The 15,232-nt window shown below is 61.7% G+C and carries 15 protein-coding genes; 5 read left to right on the top strand and 10 right to left on the bottom strand.

The features are described from left to right. A complete protein-coding gene (locus tag BPHYT_RS04240; RefSeq protein ID WP_012431925.1) occupies nucleotides 1–1,278 on the bottom strand; it encodes an RNA-guided endonuclease InsQ/TnpB family protein in 1,278 nt (425 codons plus the stop codon). Nucleotides 1,279–1,418: 140 nt separating this feature from the next. Here BPHYT_RS04240 and BPHYT_RS39615 point away from each other — a divergent pair, with 140 nt between their 5' ends. Next, complete coding sequence (locus tag BPHYT_RS39615) at nucleotides 1,419–1,625, top strand: transposase (protein WP_148225108.1); 207 nt, start codon at nucleotides 1,419–1,421, stop codon at nucleotides 1,623–1,625. Nucleotides 1,626–1,872: 247 nt separating this feature from the next. Here the strand turns inward: BPHYT_RS39615 and BPHYT_RS04235 are convergent, their stop codons facing one another. The 6 genes from BPHYT_RS04235 to BPHYT_RS04210 all read right to left on the bottom strand — a co-directional run bounded on the left by BPHYT_RS04235 (nucleotide 1,873) and on the right by BPHYT_RS04210 (nucleotide 6,728). Then, a complete protein-coding gene (locus BPHYT_RS04235; RefSeq protein WP_012431924.1) occupies nucleotides 1,873–2,898 on the bottom strand; it encodes an aspartate carbamoyltransferase catalytic subunit in 1,026 nt (341 codons plus the stop codon). A 196-nt stretch (nucleotides 2,899–3,094) separates the two neighbouring features. Further along, nucleotides 3,095–3,634 (bottom strand): bifunctional pyr operon transcriptional regulator/uracil phosphoribosyltransferase PyrR, encoded by a 540-nt coding sequence (gene pyrR / locus BPHYT_RS04230; RefSeq protein ID WP_012431923.1) that lies wholly within the window; start codon nucleotides 3,632–3,634, stop codon nucleotides 3,095–3,097. Continuing rightward, the gene (gene ruvX / locus BPHYT_RS04225; RefSeq protein WP_012431922.1) at nucleotides 3,621–4,061 is read right to left on the bottom strand and encodes a Holliday junction resolvase RuvX; all 441 of its coding nucleotides are present in this window, start codon (nucleotides 4,059–4,061) and stop codon (nucleotides 3,621–3,623) included. The genes pyrR and ruvX overlap by 14 nt, the downstream gene beginning before the upstream one ends. Further along, on the bottom strand, nucleotides 4,058–4,636 hold the full coding sequence (locus BPHYT_RS04220) for a YqgE/AlgH family protein (protein WP_007178990.1): 579 nt from the start codon (nucleotides 4,634–4,636) through the stop codon (nucleotides 4,058–4,060). Before BPHYT_RS04220 ends, ruvX begins: the two co-directional genes overlap by 4 nt. Before the next feature lie 253 nt (nucleotides 4,637–4,889). Then, nucleotides 4,890–6,302, bottom strand: a complete 1,413-nt coding sequence (locus BPHYT_RS04215; protein ID WP_012431921.1) for a hypothetical protein — start codon at nucleotides 6,300–6,302, stop codon at nucleotides 4,890–4,892. 255 nt (nucleotides 6,303–6,557) lie between these two features. Continuing rightward, the gene (locus tag BPHYT_RS04210; RefSeq protein WP_006047743.1) at nucleotides 6,558–6,728 is read right to left on the bottom strand and encodes a rubredoxin; all 171 of its coding nucleotides are present in this window, start codon (nucleotides 6,726–6,728) and stop codon (nucleotides 6,558–6,560) included. 289 nt (nucleotides 6,729–7,017) lie between these two features. Here BPHYT_RS04210 and BPHYT_RS04205 point away from each other — a divergent pair, with 289 nt between their 5' ends. Continuing rightward, nucleotides 7,018–7,878, top strand: coding sequence for a hydroxymethylpyrimidine/phosphomethylpyrimidine kinase (locus BPHYT_RS04205; RefSeq protein WP_012431920.1), 861 nt, complete (start codon nucleotides 7,018–7,020; stop codon nucleotides 7,876–7,878). Between the two features lie 174 nt (nucleotides 7,879–8,052). On the opposite strand, the gene groL is transcribed toward BPHYT_RS04205, so the two are convergent. From groL to BPHYT_RS04190, 3 genes are all read right to left on the bottom strand, one after another. Further along, nucleotides 8,053–9,693: a chaperonin GroEL gene (gene groL / locus BPHYT_RS04200; protein WP_012431919.1), complete on the bottom strand. Its 1,641-nt coding sequence runs from the start codon at nucleotides 9,691–9,693 to the stop codon at nucleotides 8,053–8,055. Between the two features lie 55 nt (nucleotides 9,694–9,748). After that, nucleotides 9,749–10,039: a co-chaperone GroES gene (gene groES, locus BPHYT_RS04195; protein ID WP_007178996.1), complete on the bottom strand. Its 291-nt coding sequence runs from the start codon at nucleotides 10,037–10,039 to the stop codon at nucleotides 9,749–9,751. A 416-nt stretch (nucleotides 10,040–10,455) separates the two neighbouring features. Continuing rightward, a complete protein-coding gene (locus tag BPHYT_RS04190) occupies nucleotides 10,456–11,412 on the bottom strand; it encodes a helix-turn-helix domain-containing protein (RefSeq protein ID WP_012431918.1) in 957 nt (318 codons plus the stop codon). A gap of 95 nt (nucleotides 11,413–11,507) precedes the next feature. On the opposite strand from BPHYT_RS04190, the gene BPHYT_RS04185 reads away from it, so the two are divergent. The 3 genes from BPHYT_RS04185 (at nucleotide 11,508) to BPHYT_RS04175 (ending at nucleotide 15,222) form a co-directional block, all read left to right on the top strand. Beyond that, complete coding sequence (locus tag BPHYT_RS04185) at nucleotides 11,508–12,752, top strand: DUF1479 domain-containing protein (RefSeq protein WP_012431917.1); 1,245 nt, start codon at nucleotides 11,508–11,510, stop codon at nucleotides 12,750–12,752. An 88-nt stretch (nucleotides 12,753–12,840) separates the two neighbouring features. Next, nucleotides 12,841–14,073: an ABC transporter substrate-binding protein gene (locus BPHYT_RS04180; RefSeq protein ID WP_238535646.1), complete on the top strand. Its 1,233-nt coding sequence runs from the start codon at nucleotides 12,841–12,843 to the stop codon at nucleotides 14,071–14,073. A 432-nt stretch (nucleotides 14,074–14,505) separates the two neighbouring features. Continuing rightward, on the top strand, nucleotides 14,506–15,222 hold the full coding sequence (locus BPHYT_RS04175; RefSeq protein ID WP_012431915.1) for a transposase: 717 nt from the start codon (nucleotides 14,506–14,508) through the stop codon (nucleotides 15,220–15,222). Nucleotides 15,223–15,232: the final 10 nt, after the last annotated feature.

Here is a 15,232-nt window from a genome sequence, read left to right as displayed (position 1 = left end):
CTAAGCGTCTTGCGACACTGTATCAGGGGTTTCACGGGTCCCGGACTTTGACTTGGCGCGTTGCCGCGACAGAGGTTTGGGTCTCGCCGCCACGCCCGTCCCAGGCGTGTGCGCGTCGATCAGCACGACCGCCGCTGCATTTTGATCGCGTGGTGCCGTGTGGCCGCAATGCGGACACTCATGCACACGTTGCGCGAGCGTTTTGGGCACGATCTCCCAGCATGCGGCGCAGCGCTGCGATGGTTTTAACTGGCGTGTGTTCGACACATGCAGTCGCGTACCAGCCTCTACCGCTTTGTACGCCAGCATGTTGTGCGCCATGCCCAATCCGGCCGACAGGATCTCGCGATTGAGTCCAGCCTTTTGCCTGACAACCCGGCCGGGTTTGTCCTGCGTGCCCCCGGCCGAACGGCTCATGTTCTGCGTGCGCAATTCTTCCGTGGCGAGCACTGCGCACGACGCGACCATGCGCGAGGTCGCCGTGTGCAGGAACTCACGGCGCAGGTTACCGATCCGCTCGTGAAGCTTCGCTACGTGCCTGCCAAGCCGCTTATAGCGGATAGATCCGCGCTTCTTCCTCGCCTGCTGTCGCTGCAGATCCGCCATCCATGACAGCTTGCTGCGGATGAATCGCGGATTGGCGATCGTCTCGCCGTTGTCGAACGTGGCCCAATCGTTGATGCCGAAGTCAACGCCGCGATGGTCTTCACCATTCCGCATCCGAGCGCAAGCCGCCGCCGATACACGCAACGTGACAGACGCGAACCAGTCGCCGTTCTTGCGCATGATCGTGAGATCGTTGGGCTTCGCGCCGTCGCCGAAGCGATGCCGGCCGCGTGCGCGGATCGACATGGCGCCCTTGCCGCTGCCTATGCGAATCGTTGCGCCGCGCGTGCCGGACTGCATGAGTTTCCAGCCGGCCGGGTCCGGATAGCAGAAGCCAGAAAACCGCTTACTGGCTTTGAAGCGCGGAAAGCCCGGCGTCTGCCCAGCCTTGACGCGGCGAAAGAACGCCTGAAAGGCCAGATCCAGCCTGCGCAGTGTCTGCTGGAGTGCGTGACTGCCTAGTTCGACGAACTCCGGACGATCGGCTTTGATCGCCGGCAACACGTTTTGCTGCTCGTAATAGCTGATCGACTTGTCGGTCTTCCGATAGGCGTCGATTCGCTCCTCGAGAGCCGCGTTGTATAGCTCACAGTGCAAGCGAATCCAGCCCGTCAGGCGCTCGGCCTGCGTAGCGCTGGGATAAAGCTTGAAGGTGACTTTGCGGCGTTCCATAGCTGCTATATCAGGACCAATGAACCGTTAAGGCGCAACGGTCGATAACACTAACAGATCTGGCCCCCATGCTGTTTATAACCTTGAACTCCGCGTCGCTTTTGTGACGAAATACAGGCGCAAAATCTTGTCGCAGGAAACTGCTCGCCTATCTGGAAGCGGCGTTCGGCGAAACCCTCGCCGCGTGGCGCTGCAAACTCATCGAGTCTGGCGGCGAACCGCACCACGTGCACTTGCTGATCGACACCCATCCGGCGCTACATATATCCGTGCTGATCGACAACCTGAAGACGGCGAGCGCACGGCGCGCACGAAAGAGATTTGCCGACCATCTTGCGCCGTTATAACCATTGTTTTTTGGAGCCACGCCCATTTTGTCGGCAGCGCTGGGGGCGCTACACTGGAAGCGGCGCGCGCTTACGCTTAAGCGCAGGGTACTGCGGAGCACGTCCGGAAGTCGGCCGCAAAGGCAAACAACAAACCTGCCCGCTAGACTCCCTCCTTCCGCTCGGCTTTGCCTATGGGTTCGCAAACGAACCGGCTGCCCAAGGAGGGAATGCGCCGGCAATAGTTCATGCGCTCCCTTGGTTGGGTTCAATCGTGATTGCCCGCGACAATCCCCATCACCGCCATGCGCACCGCGATACCGAAAGTCACCTGATTCAGAATCACCGATTGCGGACCGTCGGCCACTTGCGAATCGATTTCGACGCCACGATTCATCGGGCCCGGATGCATCACGATCGCATCGGGCGCGGCGAGCGCGAGACGCTCCGGCGTCAAGCCCCAGCTCTTGAAATACTCCTGCGCCGAGGGCAACAACGCGCCGCTCATCCGTTCGTTCTGCAGACGCAGCATGATGATCACGTCGACGTCCTTCAGGCCTTCGTCGAGGTTATGAAACACGCGTACGCCCATCTGTTCCAGACCGCCCGGCAACAGCGTGCGCGGACCGATCGCGCGCACTTCCGGCACGCCAAGCGTGGTCAGCGCGTGAATGTCGGAGCGCGCAACCCGCGAGTGCAGAATGTCGCCGACGATCGCCACGCGCAGCTTCGTGAAGTCCTTCTTGTAGTGGCGGATCGTGTACATGTCGAGCAGCCCCTGCGTGGGGTGCGCATGACGGCCGTCGCCGGCATTGATCACGTGCACGTGCGGCGCGCAATGCTGGGCGATCAGATACGGCGCGCCGCTCGATGCATGGCGCACGACGAACATATCGGCATGCATTGCCGAGAGGTTGTTGATCGTGTCGAGCAGCGACTCGCCCTTGCTCGTGGACGACGCGTTGATGTTCAGATTCAGCACGTCCGCCGACAGACGCGTCGCGGCGATCTCGAAGGTGGTGCGGGTGCGCGTCGAGTTCTCGAAGAACAGGTTGAACACCGACTTGCCGCGCAGCAGCGGCACCTTCTTCACTTCGCGATCGGTCACGCTGACGAACTGGTCGGCGGTGTCGAGAATGTGATTGACGATCGCCTTCGGCAAGCCCTCGATCGACAACAGATGTTTGAGCTCGCCGTTTTTCGTGAGCTGCGGGTTGCCCTTGAGGAAGCCGTAACGGAAGCGCTCGGTGGCGCTATCGGCGGAATCCTTGGGAGCCTGGGTGGCGGTGTTCATGGTGTACCTGCTTCAAATACGGGCTTCAACGTGATCGGTGTCGATGCGAACTGCGTGTGACGATGCCAAGCGGTGCTTCGCGTGTTGAGCTGCGACGAACGGCTAGAAAACTCTCTTTTGCGTGGCGTGTGTTGATTCAATGCGAAGCGCGGAACGCGACGGGTTCGACACACACTCGCGCAGTCTCGCGCCGCGTTCAATCGACGCGTGCTTCAGTGTGAAAAGTGAAACGCGGCTGGTCCTGCGCCCTATCCGAACGGGCCAGGACGAGTGTGGCGTCGGCGGGAATGTTCACCACACCGCCGACAAAACGCGCCGCCACCGGCAGTTCGCGTCCACCGCGATCGGCGAGCACCGCCAGCTCGACCGATGCCGGGCGGCCGTAGTCGTACAGTTCGTTGAGCGCCGCGCGAATCGTGCGGCCGGTGTAGAGAACGTCGTCGACCAGCACGATACGGCGGCCGTCGACCGAAAACGGCAGCGAGGTCGGGCTCGCCTGTGAGTGCAGGCCTTTTTTCGCGTAATCGTCGCGATGCAGCGCGACGTTCACCACACCGAAGCTCGGCAGGTTCAAGTCGCGCGCCAGCCGTTCGGCGAGCCACGCGCCGCCGCTGTAAATGCCGGCTAGCACGGCACCCTCGGCACCGTCTTGCCCGGCGCCGAGCTGGTCGCCATACACCGCGCGAATCTGGTCGAGCAACGCGCGATAAAGCGCTTCGGCGTCAATGGAACTCATGATCGTCGGAAAGTCCGTCTAGATATTGCTGGAGGATGATGCTGGCGGCTTCGGCATCGAGCATGTCGGCGCGGCCGTTGCCGGCGCGGATTTCCGCCTTCGCCTCGACCGACGAATAGCGTTCGTCGACCCACGTGACCGGCAGATTGAAGCGGCCATTCAGCTGGTTGCCGAAGCGCTTCGCGAGTTGCGTCATTTCGTGCGGCGCGCCGTCCGGATGGAATGGCAGCCCGACTACAAGCGCGTCCGGCTTCCACTCGGCAATCAGTTTGCCGACTGCCTCGAAGCGATATTCGCGGCTGCGGTTCTGCACGATCACGAGCGGCCGCGCGCGACGTGTCAGCGAATTGCCGACCGCCACGCCGATGCGTTTTTCACCGTAGTCGAACGCAAGCAGCGTCGCCTCACGTCCGGCCGGCAGACTCATGCGTGGCCCGCCTCGCCCGACAGCATCGACAGGTTGATGCCGAGCAAGGCCAACGCGGCTTCGAGGCGTTCTTCGGCAGGCACGTCGAAGACGATTTTCGGGTCGGCTTCGACCGTTAGCCAACCGTTCTTCGAAATCTCTTCTTCGAGCTGGCCTGCGCCCCAACCGGCATGGCCGAGCGTGAGGAGAAAACGCTCCGGACCCGTGCCGCTTGCCACGGCTTCGAGCACGTCTTTCGACGTGGTCATCTCGAGGCCGCCCGGCACCGACATGGACGACGTGTACGCGTTGCCGTCTTTCGGATCGTGCAGCACGAAGCCGCGCTCGGTTTGCACCGGGCCGCCGAAATAGACGGGCACATGGAGAAGGGGTTCGATCTCGAGCTTGAGATCGATGCGACTGAAAAGCGCTTGCAGGTCGATATCGGTCGGCCGGTTGATCACGAGGCCGAGCGCACCGCGCTCGCTGTGATCGCAAAGGTAGACCACCGTTCCTGAAAACGTCGGATCCGCCATGTTCGGCATGGCGATCAGGAACTGGTTGGTCAGATTGATGCGATCGGTACTCTTGGACATAGTTCGGATTTTAGCAAAGACGATGCAGGATGGCGGGGCTTTGAGCGTGGAACCGCGATGTGTGCCATGAAGCGTGCCGCGAGCCATCGACGGCGAATTAAGTTGCACTCTATCACGCACGCGGGCGCTCGCCACGGTGCGGGTTCGCGAGGGTTGGCGGCACACGTATTGCGTGCCGGCGGGTTGTCTCATTGCGGCCCGTTGCTGCCGGCGGGCGGACGGTGAGGCTTACCGGTTCTGTCACGCATCTCGCTCACGCGCCGCCCTGCTCGATCGAGCGAGTCAAGGCAGCCAGCGCGGTGTTGCCGCCGGGGGGCGCGACGCCCGCCGCCACTTTGTGCAGCGTGGCGCGCAAGGCTTCGGCGGCCTGTTCGAGCGTGCTCGCCGCTGGCGCGCCGACGATCACGTGCGCACGCACCGCAGGCGTCGAGACGCCGGCATGCGCGCGACGACGCCACGCAAGCCCCAGCGCATCGGCCAGCAGCGCCACGTGGCCGAGGCCCAGCGCGCACGCGGCGGAGCCGAGCCGATAAGCGGCATCGCCCGCTTGCAGCGCTTCGCTTGGATCGGCTTTCTCCGGCTGGTCGGCTGCACGGGCATGCTCGGTCAACGCGGAGATCGATGCATCCGCCGTTTGCAGAAAATCTTCGTAGGCGTTCACATTGACGGCCAGCACGCCCAACTCGCGCGTCAACGCGCTGCGAGTGGCGCTGATCGCCTGGGCCTGCACGGCGCCCGCTTCCCACAGCATTTCGGACGCCTGGGTGCCCGCGACGTGCCAGTCGACAGTCAAGCCGTAGTCGTGCAGGACTTCCACCTGATCGGCGTCTTCAGCGGCGGCGCCGAACAACGCGTAGTCGCGCCACAGCAGCGCAAGCGTTGCGCGCACGAGCGAGCGTGGCGCAAGCTCGATGCCGCGCGCGTGGTCGGCAAGCGCAAGGTTGCAACGGGCGTAAAAACGCCTCGCGTCGGTTTCACCCGCGGCGCGGCCGCTGATTCGCAACGCCTTGGCGCAAGCTTTGGCGAGGCGCCAGAAATCATAGGGGTCCGGGCCGGCGAGTTCGCCGAACACTGCGTCCAGTTCGTCGAGGGCCGCGTTGGTCACCGCCAGCGCCGCCGCACTGCCGGTATCGGCTTGCGAGCGCAGCACCGGCAGCAGCGCGCGCTCATAGCGCGCCCGCAGATGCGCCAGTTGATCGGCGGACTGCGCGTGCAGCGAGACCGGCGGCACCGGCCGCGCGGTCAGCGCGAGATCTTCAAAGGCAACGGTGGAACCGGGCGTGTGCTCCGACAGATGCGCGCAGAGCGCCCGGTAATGATTGAACAGCACAGGCGAACAGGACAGTTCGCGCAAATTATGACGCTCGAGCGCGGCGCGGAAGTCGCGCAAGGCCGCGCCGAACACGGGCCGCGCGTTGACCGCGTCCGCCGGGTCGCCCTCCGCGAGCGGCGACAGCCGCACCAGTGCGTCGGCGAAGCGCTGTGCGCTCAGCCAGCCGGCTCCGCGCAATGCGTGTGACGCCCGCAGCAACGCCGACGTGCTCTCGCTGTGCTGTTCGAATGCCAGCAGCGCCTCAGCCAACGCGAGTTCGGCGGGACGCACAGCGCCGCCGCGCGGATTCGGCAAGGCATCGAAGGAAACGGGTGCAGCGGATTGAGGAGTCATGGGCAGGCGACACGAAGCTGACGGGCCGTCGCCTCGCGCCGCACGCAGACTGATCGGCTAACGCGCGAACCGGCGACGGGACAATGACAGACTAACGTTGCGACACGGCACGACCGAAGACGTTCCACGCCGACGCGTTGGGGCAAACTTCAGCGCGCACCGGGTGCGTTTGATCCGGCGCGTCACGCCGGCGGCTGCGAAACACCTTGCCGATACCGTGCCGCAGGCACGCGGCACGGCCCGCCGCTCCCGACTTCAGATCTGAACCATCTCGAAGTCTTCCTTACGCGCGCCGCACTCCGGGCAGGTCCAGTTAATCGGGACGTCTTCCCAGCGAGTGCCCGGCGCAATGCCTTCGTCCGGCAAACCGGCTTCTTCGTCGTAAATCCAGCCGCAAATCAGGCACATCCAGCTTTGATATTCCATTCTTGTGTCGCGTCGTAGAGTCCGTGGAAACGGGAGCCATGATGGTACCGTGTTGCCGCCCCAATGCCTAGCAATCGAAACGTGCAATCGTAGCGTGCGACGGCCTTTGGCTATGCAGTTCGCGTCCGCCGGCAAAGTGATCGCGGCGTCGTGCCGCGCGCCGGCCCGCGCGTGCTTGCTGCGACACATCGCGAGATGCGAAAAAACGCCCTCGGGACGGTTTAGGCCGCATAATTGAGTCGATTGCGCACTCTCTGCGCCTAAATTCAGCTCCTTTCCGCAAATCTTCATGCCCAGCGACACGCCTCCGATCGTCCTCACCTTCGGCCTTTCCGATCCCACCGGCGGGTCCGGCCTGCAAGCCGACCTCATGACCCTTGCCAGCATGGGTTGCCATGGCGTCTCCGTGCTCACGGGCTACACCGTGCGCGACTCGGCAAGCTGCGACGAAGTCACCGGGCTCGACCCCGAAGTGGTCGCGACCCAGGCGCGGATGCTGCTCGAAGACATGCCGATTGCCGCGTTCAAGGTCGGCGCCTGCACCCGCGCGGAAGTGGTGAGCGCGATTGCCGAAGTCGTCGCCGATTACGACGACATCCCATTGATTCTCGCCCCCGACTTCACGCTCGACGACGAGCACGTGCTGTCCGCCGACGAACTGCGCGAAGCGATCGCCGACCTGCTCGCGCCGCAAACCACGTTGCTGGTTGCCGACTCGGCCACGCTGCTCGCGCTCGCCCAACCGGACGGCGACGCCGAAGCGCCCAGCCTCGACGCCGCCATCTCGCATCTGCTGTCGCAAGGCTGCGAATACATTCTGTCGACGGAAACCGGCACGCACCGGCACGTCAATACGCTCTTCAGCGAAGACGGCCAGTTGCGTCAGGACATGTGGGACCGTGGCAACCATCGCATCATGGGCTTGACGGATACGTTGGGCGCGGCGATCGCCGCTTTGCTCGCCAACGGCCAGGATCCCGCCGAAGCGGTGCGCGAGGCGCAGGAGTATTTGTACCAGGCCGTGCGCAATGCGTTCCGGCCGGGCATGGGCGCGTATATGCCGGATCGGTTCTTCTGGGCGCGCAGCGCTGATGACGAAACGCCGCCGGCAGCCGGCAAGGACGCGGCGCCGGGCGAAGCGCGGCACTGATAATTGATGGCCGGCGCCGAGCGCCGGCTGCCCTCTGATCCGGGCGCTTCTGCCTGCGGCGAGCGCCCATAAAAAAACCCGCATTTCTGCGGGTTTTTTTGTTTGGGAAGCACGCCTTGCGGCGCGCTTCCCCATGTGCTTCCAACTGGACCTCGCAGTGAGGCCCAATCGAAATTACATGTCCATGCCCATGCCGCCCATGCCGCCGGGCATGCCGCCAGCCATCGGTGCATCTTCCTTCGGCAGTTCGCAAACAGCTGCGTCGGTCGTCAGCAGGAGACCTGCGACCGAAGCTGCGTTTTGCAGCGCCGTGCGCGTCACCTTCGTCGGGTCGACAACACCGGCGTCGACCAGGTCGACATACTCGCCGGTTGCTGCGTTGTAGCCGTAGTTGCCTTGGCCAGCAGCAACAGCTGCCACCACGACGCTGGCTTCTTCGCCACCGTTCGTGACGATCTGGCGCAGCGGCTCTTCCATCGCGCGCAGCACGATCTTGATACCTGCGTCCTGATCGGCGTTAGCGCCCTTCAGGCCGGCGATTGCCGTACGTGCGCGGATCAGCGCAACGCCGCCGCCTGCCACGATGCCTTCTTCCACAGCTGCGCGCGTTGCGTGCAGTGCGTCTTCGACACGTGCCTTCTTTTCCTTCATTTCGACTTCGGTCGCAGCGCCGACCTTGATCACTGCAACGCCGCCTGCCAGCTTGGCAACGCGTTCTTGCAGCTTTTCACGGTCGTAGTCCGACGTTGCTTCTTCGATTTGCGTGCGAACCTGCTTCACACGTGCTTCGATGTTGGCAGCTTCGCCAGCGCCGTCGATGATCGTCGTGTTTTCCTTGCCCACTTCGATACGCTTCGCTTGACCCAGTTCAGCCAGCGTTGCCTTTTCGAGCGTCAGGCCGGTTTCTTCAGCGATGACTTGACCGCCGGTCAGGATCGCGATGTCTTCCAGCATGGCCTTACGACGATCGCCAAAGCCCGGAGCCTTGACAGCAACCGTCTTCAGAATGCCGCGGATGTTGTTCACAACCAGCGTAGCCAGCGCTTCGCCTTCGACGTCTTCTGCGATGATCAGCAGCGGACGGCCAGCCTTGGCGACCTGTTCCAGTACCGGCAGCAGATCACGGATGTTCGACACCTTCTTGTCGTGCAGCAGCACGAACGGGTTGTCCAACACGGCAACTTGCTTGTCCGGGTTGTTGATGAAGTACGGCGACAGGTAGCCGCGATCGAATTGCATACCTTCGACCACGTCCAGCTCGTCTTGCAGCGACTTGCCGTCTTCAACCGTGATGACGCCTTCCTTGCCGACCTTGTCCATTGCTTCAGCGATACGGTCGCCGATCGACGAATCGCTATTTGCCGAAATCGCGCCGACTTGAGCGATTTCCTTGTTGGTCGTGCACGGCTTGCTGATCTTGCGCAGTTCTTCGATTGCGGCCGTCACAGCCTTGTCGATACCGCGCTTCAGGTCCATCGGGTTCATGCCCGATGCAACGTACTTCATGCCTTCGCGGACGATCGACTGAGCCAGGACCGTTGCGGTCGTGGTGCCGTCACCTGCGTTGTCGCTGGTCTTGGAAGCCACTTCCTTGACCATTTGCGCGCCCATGTTCTGGAGCTTGTCTTTCAGTTCGATCTCTTTCGCGACCGAGACACCATCTTTCGTGACCGTCGGGCCGCCGAAGCTGCGTTCCAGGACAACGTTGCGACCCTTCGGGCCCAGCGTGACCTTCACAGCGTTCGCGAGGATGTTCACGCCTTCAACCATCTTGGCACGGGCGGAATCACCGAATACGACGTCTTTAGCTGCCATCTTCTAACTCCTTGAATTCTTTAAGATACGACCGGGAAAAGTAGCGGCTTGCCGCTTACTTCTGCACCACGGCCATGATGTCTTCTTCGCGCATCACGAGCAGTTCGTTGCCGTCGACCTTAACGGTCTGGCCTGCGTACTTGCCGAACAGGACGCGGTCACCCACCTTCACGTCGAGCGCGATTTGAGCGCCCTTGTCGTCGCGCTTGCCCGGGCCGACTGCCAGAATTTCGCCTTGATCCGGCTTTTCTGCTGCGGCTTCGGGGATCACGATGCCCGACGCGGTCTTGGTTTCTTGATCCAGACGTTTGACGATCACGCGATCATGCAAAGGACGAAGGTTCATACATACTCCTCTCTTGATTGAGACTGAAGAACGCTGAGAAAACCCGGCTGGCTGAGCCAACCGGCGATGTTGTTAGCACTCTCGTGCAGCGAGTGCTAATTATATGGACGGGTGGTGACAAATTCAAGAAGGGATGCTGAGGTTGTTGATATTTGTCGAGATTCGCTTAGCTTTGAACCTTAAGCGCTGTAGTTTGCATTCTTTCCCGTAACCGGGAATCGCTCGACGTCAGTCGATTGACATAAAAAACAATAGGTTAGGTTTAGCTTGCGCCGCAGACTGATCTTTCGCCCATAGCAGGCATATCGCGCGCTCGTGGCTTTTCTGCTTTGCGTGAGAGCCTACCGCAGCGACCCAGGGGAATCCCGTAGCGCAGTTCTCTGGCGAATATTTCGACGCCCGGCTGCCCGCCTGCGTTACGCAATGGATTTCGGTAGTCGCGGGTTCCGTTGCAACGAAAATGAGCGTTCGTTGATGCGCGGGCCGGTGTCAGTCTCGGCGATAGCGCCGGCCGCGAACTGTTTGCGGTACGCAGCGGGCGTAAGTTCTTTCAACGCCTTGAACTGTCGGTTGAAGTTGGCGACGTTCGGAAATCCAGACCGGGCTGCAACCACGGAAACAGGCGTGGACGTGTGCGCGAGCATCCGGCAAGCATGTCCAATTCTGACCCGCGCGATATATCGCCCGACGCTCTCTCCAATGTGCTGCTCAAAGTAGCGCGCAAGAGAACGCTCCGACACGTTCGCAGCCTCGCACAACTCGGATAGACGCAGAGGTTCGGCGAAGCGCAAATCGATCATCGAAAGCACGCGGTTGATACGCTCCGGTTCGTGGCCTGAAGGACCCTCTGTCCGGTCGCTAAACGCGGCAGGCGAAGCGAGCGGCTCACCGGGTGCTTCCGCTAGCGCGCATAAAACATTCAGCACGACCGCAAGGCGTTCGCGCGGCGCGTTGGACAGCAGATCGTCGAGCTGGCCGTGCATGGCGGCGGCGACGTCCGGACTGAATGCCAGCCCGCACGCAGCCCGCCGTAGCAGGTTACGCAACGGCGCATATTCCGGGCAGACATCCGCCAGTCGCCGCGCCCAGTCGCCGCCAAACCAGATCACGATGGCAACCTGCGGGGACGCCGCGTCGATCGAGCGGTTCGACGCCCACGTGTGAGGAAGATTCGGCGGCACGAGAACCAGGTCGTCCTCTACATAGTCCGCAATCGAATCTCCGATGTAACGCTTGCCCTGACTGTTCAGCGTCAGGGTCAGCTCGTACTCGGGATGATGGTGCCATTCGAACGGAATGCGCGGCAGGCGCCGATGGTAAACCCGGACCGAGCAGTCGTCGCCAAATTCGACGTGTTCGTATGCTGGTTTCATGGCAGAAGACGCAAATAAATTGTCTGGATGGTATCACTTTTACGAGTGCGATCAGCCTATCCTGCGGATACATCAGAACCCACCAGGAGACGACCATGGCACTCATCATCGACGATTTGCCGGCAGCCATCCGGCAGGCCAAGCAGGAGCTTCGCGCACGACTTCCGAACTATCGTGACGTTTTCGCCGAGGTCGATGAAGCGATTCGCGCCGAAGCCGGCAGAATCGCCGAGCAGCGCAATCGCGGCGAAAACGTGATCCCCGAAATCCAGTTCTCCGACATCGCGGAGCAGCGCGTGAGCGCCGAGCAGATCGAACTCGTCAAAACGCGTGGGGCGTGCGTGATCCGCAATGTGTTCGACCGCGCTCTGGTCGAAAGGTGGGACCGCGACATCGCGGACTACGTCGAACGCAACGACCTGGATACGCGTCTGCAGAACCGCGCCGAGGACAAATACTTCGGCCAGCTCGCGTCGAGCAAGCCACAGATTTACGGCGTGTACTGGTCTAAGCCGCAAGTCCTCGCGCGCCAGGCGCCGTCACTGACTGCGGCCCGCGTCTTTCTGAACCGGCTGTGGAGCAATGAAAGCGAAGGCCGGGTCCATTTCGATCCGGAGCGAGTGCCGGTTTACGCCGACCGGATGCGTCGGCGGCCGCCTGGTTCCGAGTCATTGGGCTTGTCCGCGCATTGCGACGGCGGCTCGGTCGAGCGGTGGATCGAGGCGAATTTCCGCAAGGTGTACCGGCATGTGTTCGACGGCAACTGGCGTCGCTATGATCCGTTCGATGCCGCGTTCCGGCCCGACGTGGAAGAGATCGCGTCGCCCGCCGTATGTTCGATGTTCCGCACGTTTCAGGGCTGGACCGCACTGACGCCGCAAGGTCCCGGCGACGGCACATTGCAACTCGTGCCCATTGCGAATTCGATGGCTTATATCCTGTTGCGCGCCCTTCAGGACGATGTCGCCGACGACGACCTGTGCGGCGCGATGCCAGGCCGCGCGCTCTCCATCAAGCCGGAATTTCATGCGCCGCTTTTCGACGCGCTCTCATCGATTCCCCACATGCAAGCGGGCGATACCGTGTTCTGGCACAGCGACGTGATCCACGCAGTCGAAGACGCGCATCGCGGCGCGGGCTTCAGCAACGTGATGTATATCGCGTCGGCGCCCGCGTGTGCCAAGAACGACGAATACCTCAAGCGCCAGTTGCCAAGCTTCCTTGAAGGCAAGAGCCCGCCCGATTTCCCGGCCGACCATTTCGAAGTCGACTTCGTGGGACGGGCAACCGCCGAAGATCTGACGCCCCTCGGTAAAGCCCAGCTCGGTTTCGATCTGTAGGGGCAATGTGCACGCACGCCATCGTGGCGTGCGCCTGCCTGGTGATTCATAAAGAAAATTAACGGAGACAGCAATGAAAAGAACACTCATGTCGGCTGCAATTGTCGCATCGACCCTCGCCACGAGCGCACAGGTGGCAAGTGCTGCCGAGTCACTTTCTGTATTGCACTGGTGGACCTCGGGCGGGGAATCGAAGGCGATCAGAGTGCTTAAGGACGACATGGATAAACAGGGTTACGAGTGGAAAGACTTCGCCGTAGCCGGAGGAGCCGGTGCGGCCGCCATGACGGCGTTGAAGACCCAGGTCATGTCCGGCAACGCACCGTCGGCTGCGCAGATCAAGGGGCCGTTGATACAGGACTGGGCTGATCAAGGCGTGCTGGTCGATATCGACAAGTCCGCGACCGACTGGAAAGCCCAACTTCCGGCGCAGATCAACAAGACGATGATGTCAAAAGGCCACTACGTGGCCGCGCCGTTTTCGGTGCACCGAATCAACTGGCTGTGGATCAACAAGGCCGCCCTCGATAAAGTGGGCGGCAAGCCGCCGACCACATGGCCCGAGTTCTTCGCGCTCGCCGACAAGTTCCGGGCTGCGGGCATTACGCCCGTCGCGCGTGGTGGCCAGCCTTGGCAAGACATGACCATCTGGGAGACAGTCGTGCTATCTCAGGGCGCGGATTTCTATCGCAAGGCCATGATCGACCTCGATCAGAAAACACTCACTTCGCCGCAGATGTTGCAGGTGTTCCAGACTGCCCGGAAGATTCAGGGTTACTTCGACAAAGGCTCGACTGGTCGCGACTGGAATCTCGCGACAGCGATGGTCATCAACGGATCGGGTGGGATGCAATTCATGGGGGACTGGGCAAAAGGTGAATTCGCGAATGCGAACAAGAAAGCCGACGTCGACTATATTTGCGCGGCTGCGCCTGGTACGTCGAATGCCTTCACCTACACTGTAGACTCGTTCGTGTTTTTCCAGCAGAACGGCAAAAAAGAAGCGACGCTCGGACAGCTTGCGTTGGCAAAGACAATCATGTCGCCCGCTTTCCAGGAACAATTCAGTCTGTACAAGGGTTCGATTCCGGTCAGGCAGGATGTTTCAATGGACAAGTTCGACGCCTGCGCCAAGAAGTCATACGCAGATGAGCAAACCACTATTAAATCCAACACGTTCTTTCCGTCGTTCGCGTTCGGCGACGTTCAGTCGTCAGCCACCGAAGGCGCGATTACCGATGTCGTGACCGGCTTCATGAACTCGAATGAAGACCCGCAAGAGGCAATGCGCAAGGTCGCCGCTGCAGCGAAGGTCAAATAGGTAAGAGATTCGCTGCCGCCTCACGAAAACGAGCGGTTATGCAAGGTCATTCGAGGGTATGAGGCGACCTTGATGAACGTCTCCTCCACGCCTCCATGGATGTAGATTTAGCCCGCGTTCGCGCGGGCTTTCTTTTTGCCGAAGACCCTCGCAACCGCCGTATTGTCGTGCAGACTGACGCATATTGGTGCCGGATGAGACTGCAAGAGCGTCTTAAGATGTATCGCGCGGCACTGCTATTCAGCAGTGGCGTAAAAAGATGCCGGTTGCGACCGGCAAATCATCGAAAAGAGGCCAGAAAAAAGCCCTGTTCGTGACGCAAGCGCACGCACATGACCGATAGAATTTATTCCGATGCGCACGTTACGCAACGTCGCGCGCCCGACACCTGTCGGATCGTTTTCTCACATCGGTTTTCCCGGTTAATTCAGCATGACACGGCTTGCACGGCACTACGTCCCAGACCAACCGCAGCACGTTATTCTGCAGGGGCTCACAGGGCCCGCATTCCTGGACGAAGGAGATTACCGGTACTTCCTCGCCTGCCTCGCCGACGCAGCGCGTGTCGCCGATCTCGCAGTCCACGCGTGGGTACTCATGCCCGACACGGTACAGTTCCTTGTCACGCCTTCATACGAGTCGAGCGTGGCCATGGCGATGCAGGCGGTCTGCCGTCGCTATGTCGAAACCTTCAACCGCCGCCATGGACGCCGCGGAACGATGTGGCGTGGCGAGTACCGGGCGACGGTGATCGAGCCCGACCGTTATTTCCTGCTCGCGAGCCAGGCCATCGATCATGCGCCGGTGCGCAACCGCCTAGTGGTCGAGCCAGGACACTACCCGTGGTCGAGCTACACGCACCACGTCGGGCTGCGTGTCGATAGCTTCACCAAGGATCATCCACTCCACCGGGCGCTCGGCAACACGCCGTCCGAACGCCACCAGGCTTACCGCGCTCTGTGCGCACAGGCCCTCGACGAACGCGATGTCGATAACCTGATGCAGTCGACGCTCAAGGGCTGGGTGCTCGGCAGCGCCACATATTGCGAGTGGGCGGCGCAGACAGCCAACCGACGTTTGATGCCCCTGCTGCTGCGCGACCGGCCGCGCAAAGTTCAGACGACGCGCGCTCTCGAACACGTGGGCTGATCAAAAGATC

It is taken from the genome of Paraburkholderia phytofirmans PsJN (assembly GCF_000020125.1).
Lineage (GTDB): Bacteria > Pseudomonadota > Gammaproteobacteria > Burkholderiales > Burkholderiaceae > Paraburkholderia > Paraburkholderia phytofirmans.
The sequence above is the reverse complement of the archived record's forward strand: the minus strand, read 5'-3'. Positions and strand labels throughout refer to the sequence as shown.

Coding starts and splice junctions, on each gene's coding strand:
- BPHYT_RS04240 (WP_012431925.1), bottom strand. CDS start 1,278: ATGGAACGCCGCAAAGTCACCTTCAAGCTTTATCCCAGCGCTACGCAG.
- BPHYT_RS04235 (WP_012431924.1), bottom strand. CDS start 2,898: ATGAACACCGCCACCCAGGCTCCCAAGGATTCCGCCGATAGCGCCACC.
- pyrR (WP_012431923.1), bottom strand. CDS start 3,634: ATGAGTTCCATTGACGCCGAAGCGCTTTATCGCGCGTTGCTCGACCAG.
- ruvX (WP_012431922.1), bottom strand. CDS start 4,061: ATGAGTCTGCCGGCCGGACGTGAGGCGACGCTGCTTGCGTTCGACTAC.
- BPHYT_RS04220 (WP_007178990.1), bottom strand. CDS start 4,636: ATGTCCAAGAGTACCGATCGCATCAATCTGACCAACCAGTTCCTGATC.
- BPHYT_RS04215 (WP_012431921.1), bottom strand. CDS start 6,302: ATGACTCCTCAATCCGCTGCACCCGTTTCCTTCGATGCCTTGCCGAAT.
- BPHYT_RS04210 (WP_006047743.1), bottom strand. CDS start 6,728: ATGGAATATCAAAGCTGGATGTGCCTGATTTGCGGCTGGATTTACGAC.
- BPHYT_RS04205 (WP_012431920.1), top strand. CDS start 7,018: ATGCCCAGCGACACGCCTCCGATCGTCCTCACCTTCGGCCTTTCCGAT.
- groL (WP_012431919.1), bottom strand. CDS start 9,693: ATGGCAGCTAAAGACGTCGTATTCGGTGATTCCGCCCGTGCCAAGATG.
- groES (WP_007178996.1), bottom strand. CDS start 10,039: ATGAACCTTCGTCCTTTGCATGATCGCGTGATCGTCAAACGTCTGGAT.
- BPHYT_RS04190 (WP_012431918.1), bottom strand. CDS start 11,412: ATGAAACCAGCATACGAACACGTCGAATTTGGCGACGACTGCTCGGTC.
- BPHYT_RS04185 (WP_012431917.1), top strand. CDS start 11,508: ATGGCACTCATCATCGACGATTTGCCGGCAGCCATCCGGCAGGCCAAG.
- BPHYT_RS04180 (WP_238535646.1), top strand. CDS start 12,841: ATGTCGGCTGCAATTGTCGCATCGACCCTCGCCACGAGCGCACAGGTG.
- BPHYT_RS04175 (WP_012431915.1), top strand. CDS start 14,506: ATGACACGGCTTGCACGGCACTACGTCCCAGACCAACCGCAGCACGTT.